At 64.1% G+C, this 6,535-nt stretch carries 4 protein-coding genes; all 4 read right to left on the minus strand.

Annotated elements, in window-relative coordinates; translation table 11 throughout:
- Position 1 precedes the first annotated feature (1 nt).
- The gene (locus GY769_10820) at positions 2 to 871 is read right to left on the minus strand and encodes a hypothetical protein (GenBank protein ID MCP4202410.1); all 870 of its coding nucleotides are present in this window, start codon (positions 869 to 871) and stop codon (positions 2 to 4) included.
- Between the two features lie 73 nt (positions 872 to 944).
- The gene (locus GY769_10825; protein MCP4202411.1) at positions 945 to 3,872 is read right to left on the minus strand and encodes a molybdopterin-dependent oxidoreductase; all 2,928 of its coding nucleotides are present in this window, start codon (positions 3,870 to 3,872) and stop codon (positions 945 to 947) included.
- Entirely contained in the window at positions 3,869 to 5,419 is a 1,551-nt protein-coding gene (nrfD, locus tag GY769_10830) for a polysulfide reductase NrfD (GenBank protein MCP4202412.1), read from the minus strand. Before nrfD ends, GY769_10825 begins: the two co-directional genes overlap by 4 nt.
- Positions 5,420 to 5,621: 202 nt before the next feature.
- Positions 5,622 to 6,535 (minus strand): hypothetical protein (locus GY769_10835; protein ID MCP4202413.1); only part of this gene is annotated, 914 nt, incomplete at its 5' end.

Genomic DNA, 6,535 nt, shown 5'->3' on the forward strand with positions numbered 1-6,535 from the left:
TCTACGCGGGCGGCTCGAGCGAAGCCGCAGCAGCGCGCAAGAGGGTCGCGGTGCCCTCGGCCCGCCGCCGCCAGAAGCTCGAGATCGGCGCGAGCGCCTCGTTTCGAGCTCGATGCCGATCCGCCCACCGATCCGCCTCCGCGGCGAGCCACTCGAGCGTCTCCCGCGGCGCCTGGCCGAGGAGGCTCTTCAAGGCATAGCGTCGCTCCCCCTTGCGCAGGCCCAGCCCCAGGTCTCGACCACAGCGCTCGAGGTCCGAACGCACCAGGATCATTCCCGTGCGAACCGGGGTCGTAATCGCCTGCAGGAACTCGTCGCCACCGGCATCGTCAAGCTCACCGAATGGCGGTGCCTCGCGCAGGTGAAGCGGCAGGCCGCCAGGCAATTGCGGAGATGGAAGAGCTGCCTCTTCGACCAGGGCGGCGGATAGCAGCTCACTCCATTTGCGATAGAAGTCCGAGCCGCTCTCTCCGACTTTCTCCAGATAGACCGGAAGCCAGCTCAGCAGATGTTCCCAGAGAAACGCCGAGCGCGCGTGTCGCCATCGGGATCGCGCCTCGTCGTCCTCGGCATCGGCCTGCCGCTCGGCGAGCTCGGCATAGGCCGCCAGCAGAACCGTCAAATGATCGGGCTCCGACGGCGGCGTTTCCCCGAGCGCGCGCCAGAAGCCCGCGATCCGGTCCCGTGCCTCGCCCCCCATCATGCCCTCACCGCCCAGGTAGACCGACGCGTACGGATAGAGCTGGAAGTCGAACAGATCCGTGTGTTCAACTTCGGAGGGTGGCGCTCCCAGTTCCAGGACCGTCGCGGCTTTCTCCAGAGCCGCACCGGGCGTCTCGGCGATCAGGGCGAGTAACCTGAAGATCTCCACTTTTCTCGAAGGTGCAGAGCGAAGACTGAAACGACCCGCTCGGCTCAACTCAGGAGAACGGGTCCTTGCCGATCTAGCTATTGACCGGCTCGGGCAGCTTGTAGGCGTTCTTAACCGGCTTGACCGGGCGCACCAGCCAAGCCGGGCGGCGGGTGCCGTCCGGGGAGTGGTCCATCGCCGACCGGGTCTTGGCCAACCAATCCTTGAACACTTGATGGGACCTCTCGATATCTACCGAGATGTCGCCATAGCCGTCTTGCGGCTCGGCCTTCTTCACTCGCACCGCTTGGTGCCAGCAGTGCATGCCCGAGATCGGATCAGGGTGGACCGGGAAGGTCAGATTCTGGTGCACGCCGACGTCGGTCCACCAGATGCGCGAGGTGTCGGGGTCGCTCGACTCGTACGGCCCCGCGCCCTTCTTGCGCTGGATCTTCCAGTCGCTGCCCTGATTGTCGAGCGACACGGTGGCCATCAACTGGCGCTGGCCGCGCGCGAGGTCACCGTCCGGTTCTTGGAGCTTCCAGCGACCCATGTGATGACTGCAAGCGACGACCTCGGGCTTGATTCCCTCGGTGACCCAGGCTTTGACCACGAAGTAGCCGTTGTGGGTCTCGACTCGCACCAGATCGCCGGTTCGGACACCGATCTCGGCGGCTTTCTTCGGGTGCAGCCACAGCGGGTTGGTGTGGGCGATCTCGTCCAGCCACTTGGCGTTGGCCGAGCGAGTGTGGATCTGCACCGGCAGCCGGAAGGTCGAGATAAGGCACATCTCGTCCGGAGCCATGTTGTCGGGGTGGACGTGGCTCTTGATATAGGTCGGGATCGTGTATTCGTCCCAGCCCCAGGCCGCCAGAGTCGGAGAATAGAACTCGAGCTTGCCCGACGGAGTCGGAAAGCCCCTGAGTATCTTGCCGTCGATCTTGACGCCGGCGAAGCGCCGGCCTTCATCGTCTCCGGGTGGAGCTCCGGTGGGAGCAAGGTTGACCGGCGCCGGCGCCGGCGCGCGCGTGAACACGCGTCCGTATTGGTCTTCGACCGGGTCCTCGAGCTCGTCGGCGGGAACCTCGCGCTCGTAGACCGGCCCGATGTCGCGTTCCACCTCGAAGGCGCCGTAGCGGCGCATGTACTCGAGCGGTTTCAAGCCCTCGGCCGCGGCCTTCTCGGGCAGTCCAGGAACCGATTTCTCGAACAGGAAACGATAGTACTCCTCGACCTTGAGCGGCTCGCCGGGGCGCTCCTTGGACTCGACGAACGTACGAATACCGAGCTCGCCATCCGGGTCGATGCGCCAGGAAAGCTCGAGCCAGAACTCGTTCTCTTCCCAGACCTCGCCGGGGTTGGTCTCTCGGGTGTCGGTGACCGTCTCGCCGAGCCGCTCCCGGGCGGCGCGCATCACCGGCTGCCGGAAACCGATCCACTGGGCGTCGTGGGTCTCGTAGGAGTGGGTATCGTGGCGCTCCGACGAATGCCCCATGGGCAGGATGTAGTCGGCGAAGTAAGCGGTCTCGTTCCAGGTCGGCGTCAGTGCCACATGAAGGCCGGTCTTCTCCTCGTCGGTCAGCATCTCGATCCAGGAGAAGCCGTCCGGGTTGGTCCACACCGGGTTGTAGACGCGGCTGAAATAGGTGTCGAGCTTGCCGCGGCCGTCCTTGACCAGATGCGGTAGCAGAAACGAAGCTTCGTACATCGTGAGCGGGAACTCGATCGGCCAGGTGAGCTCGCTCCAGTACTCCGGATGGCGCGGCAGGTGAATCGGCCGCGGCACGAACTTGTTCCAGGCGTTGGGGTAGGTGCCGCCGGGCACCGCGATCGCTCCCATCAGCGCATTCAAGAAGAACAGAGTGCGCGCGACTTGCCAGCCGCCCTCATTGGCCGAGCTGGCGCTCCTCCAGTTGTGGGTCGAGAGACGGGTGCCCGCGGTCGCCACCGTCTCGGCGACCCGGCGCAAGGTGTCGGCGTCGACGCCGGATTCCCGCGCCGCGAACTCGAAGGTGTAGCCCTCGTACTCGGCCTTCAACATGAGCTCGAAGCTCTCGAACGTGGGCTCGAGACCGGGGTGCACTGAACCGAGGTACTCCTTCCAGTTCCACCAGCGCTCGACGTACTCCCTGTTGTAGAGATCGTTCTGGATCAGGTAGTTGGCAATCGCCAGCATGACCGCGGCTTCGGAGCCGGGCTGGGTGGCGAGCCAGAAATCGGCATGGGTTGCCGTGTTCGAGAGGCGGGTGTCGAGCACGATCAGCTTGGCGCCGTTCTTCTTGGCGGTCATGATCCGCTGCGCGTGCGGGTTGAAATAGTGCCCGGTCTCGAGGTGGGAGCTGATCAGCAAGATCACCTCGGCGCGAGCGTGGTCCGGACTCGGCCGGTCGATGCCGCACCAGAACTGGTAGCCGGCACGGGCGCCCGATGAGCAGATATTGGTGTGGGAGTTGTGACCGTCGACTCCCCAGGCCGCCATAACCCTCTCGGTGAAACCGTCCTCCCCGGGCCGGCCGACGTGATACATGATCTCGCGCTGCCGCCCCTCGCGAATGGCTTTGGCGACTCGCCTCGAGATGTCCTCGAGGGCTTGGTCCCAGGTGACTCGGACCCATTTGCCTTCGCCGCGCTTGCCGGCGCGCTTCAGCGGATAGAGGATGCGGTCCGGATCGATGATCTGGTTCAAGGTCGCCGGCCCCTTGGCGCAGTTGCGCCCGCGCGAGCCCGGATGCTCGGGATTGCCCTCGAACTTGCGCACCTGAAGCGTGTCCTTGTCGATATAGGCCAGAAGCCCGCAGGCCGACTCGCAGTTGAAGCAGGTGGTGGGCACGAGCATGTAGCGCTTCTCGACCCGCTTCGGCCAGGACTTCGAGTCCAACTCGACCCAGTCGTCCCAGCGCTCCCTGGGCGGGAACGACGCCAGATGGATCCGGCTGGCGCCCGGGTAGAAAGTCTCGCCACGCGCTTCGGTATCTCTGCGTGCGGCGCTTACGCGCTCATTGAGTTTCTTGATGTCCGTCATGCCAAGGGTACCGCCTGTCCTGCCTGGACGTACGAGTGTTCGAAAGCCAGCAAACCCACGACAGCCACCGGAGCGGCGGCCGCGCCGATCCACGGGGCCGCCAGGACCGCAACCGTCAGTACTATTCCTGTCCAGAAGAAAGCTCTGTACCGGCCTCTCACCATCTCCCACGTTGCCAGGTGGGCATGAGCAGTGGTGTGGGTCAAGGTGACTTCGCCGAGCACCATGAGGAGATGAATCAGCGCGGAGACTGCGAGAACGATCAAGAGAGGCGGCACCACGTCCGGATCGACGAAATACGCAACCGGCAGGAGCGCCGCCGACCCCGCGAGAATCGCCTGCACGAGGAGGTGCGGTGGCAGAAGCGGGCTCTGCCAAAGATCTCGCGCCTTGGCCTGGGCGAAGAGATAGGCGGTGTAGACCGCGGTCATGGCCGCGAGCGGCAGACCGGGAGCGGCCAGGAGGGCTCGGCCGGGCCCGTCGAGCAGGGTCACCAGAAAGTGGAGTGCGAGGACCGCCGAATAGGCTCCGATGACAAACGCGCCCTTGACCAGCCAGCTCTTCCAATGCGCCTTGGTGAAGATCATGTAGAAACGTTTCGGGTGCTCGAGATCGGCGATCAGGACCAGGCCGGTGAGCCCGAGGAACGCGCCGGAAACGATGGGCGCCGCCCATCGCCACATCGGACTCTCGGCGTCGAGCCAACCAAAAAGAATCATGAGGAGCGGCACGAGATAAGCACCGGCCGCAACACCCTTGGTGAGGGTATAGAGGCTCACCCGCCAGTCCCACGGCGTCTTGTGGGGCACGTCGTAGGACAGGAGCGCCTTGGCGGAGGAATTGGCCACGTGGCCATCCTCGATGGCCTCCATCGGATAGCCCGAGACCACATTGTGCGCGCCCTCGGTCTGCTCACTCCACATGAAAAGAGCGCCCTCCGGCCGGCGCGCGGCCAGAGAGTCGAGCGTCGCTTGATGAGCGCCGCGGTAGAAAAGCTCGGGATGGGTCTCCTTCTCGGGCCGTCGGACAGCCACCGGCTCACGATTGACCATCTGCGCGACGCGTGACCGCTGATCGTTGAGATCGCCGACCATGATCGCCTCGGTCGGACAGACCACGACGCAGGCGGGCTCCAAGTTCATGTCGATCCGGTGCGCGCAGGAGTTGCACTTCTCGGCCGAATGATCCTCCGGGTTGATGAAGATCGCGTCGTAGGGGCAGGCGGCGATGCAGGCCTTGCAGCCGATGCAGATGTCTTTATCGAAATCGACGATGCCGTCGGGACGGGCATGCATGGCCCGAGTCGGACAGGCCTGCGTGCACGGGGCGTCGGCGCATTGGTTGCACCGGGTTACCTGAAACGCGCGTCTCGCCTGCGGGAAGACACCGACATCGACGTACTTGACATAAGTTCGATTGACCGAAAGCGGCACCTCGTTTTCCGACTTGCACGCGGTTGAACAAGCGTGACATCCGATACAGCTTTCGTGGTCGATGACCTTGGCCCAGCGGGCCGTCTCGGTGCGGTCGGCCACCGCTAGCGACATACCAGGTTCCCTCTCGGCAGTTTCTTTTCGCGGCCGGCGATCACCGTCACTCCTCTTCCCGTCCACCAATTATGGAGTATCCGCCGCCCGACCCGAAGAAAAGAAGCAGCTGCTTCGCGGCGGCGTACCGCCTCGAAGCAGCCAAACCGAAGCAAGCAACTCGTGCTCAGAAGCGAGCCTTCTACCAACCTCTATTCGGTCCTCAGATGCCCCAGGAGTATCCGATCTCCAGATCCCACTGATCCATCGCGATCTCGATCGTCTGCTGGCCGGGCGCCTCGAGCGGGTTCGGCCCGCTGACGCTGACCGACGGCGCGTGCATCAGAGAGACGCTGAAGGCCCGGTTGGAGGCGAGATCCCGTGTGAAACCGACGGTGATGTGGTCTTCGACCACACCTGGCGCCAGGATGTTGAACAAAACCTCGGTTCCGGGAATCGGCTGGTCGGTCGTCGAGTAGCCAAGCCGCCAAGTCCAGTCTTCTGAGCCCCACTGGAGGCCCGCCTTGATGACGGTCATGTCTTCCCAGCCGAAGCCGGGACCGGTCGGGCTGCCGAGCAGACCGCTCGGGTCGCCCATGAAGGCGCGGCCCAGAGCCGGAAAAATCGGGTTGCTGACACCTTTCACGTCGGTGTACATGATCTCCTGCATGTCGAGCACGAACACCGCGTTGTCGCCGAACTTGTAGGCGATGCCGACGACGTAGTTCGACGGGATGTCGAAATTACCGTCACCGGCGAAGAGACCGGCGTAGTCGCTGAACTCGTCCATCGAGATCTTGGTCTGGTAGGCGATGCCAAGAGACAACTGAGGACTGAGCTTGCCCAGGTAGCCGACTTTCGCGCCGAATCCGGTCGAGGTGTCGGCGCCGTTGTTGGTGAGCTTGGCCGGATCGGAAGAGAACATACCGAAAGCCTGGAGGCCTTCCGCCTCGAAGGTCTGGTAAGCGATGATCGGCGAGATGCCGATCGAGTGGTCTTCACTGCCGAACTTGGTGGCATAGGTCGGGACGATGAACAGCTGCGACAGGTTGACGCCGGTCGGCGAAACGCCGAAGGTCGGCGCTGGATAGTCGGTGTTCATGCCGCCCTGGCCGTACACCGACAGGCCGAACGAGC

The organism is bacterium (assembly GCA_024224155.1).
Lineage (GTDB): Bacteria > Acidobacteriota > Thermoanaerobaculia > Multivoradales > JAHEKO01 > CALZIK01.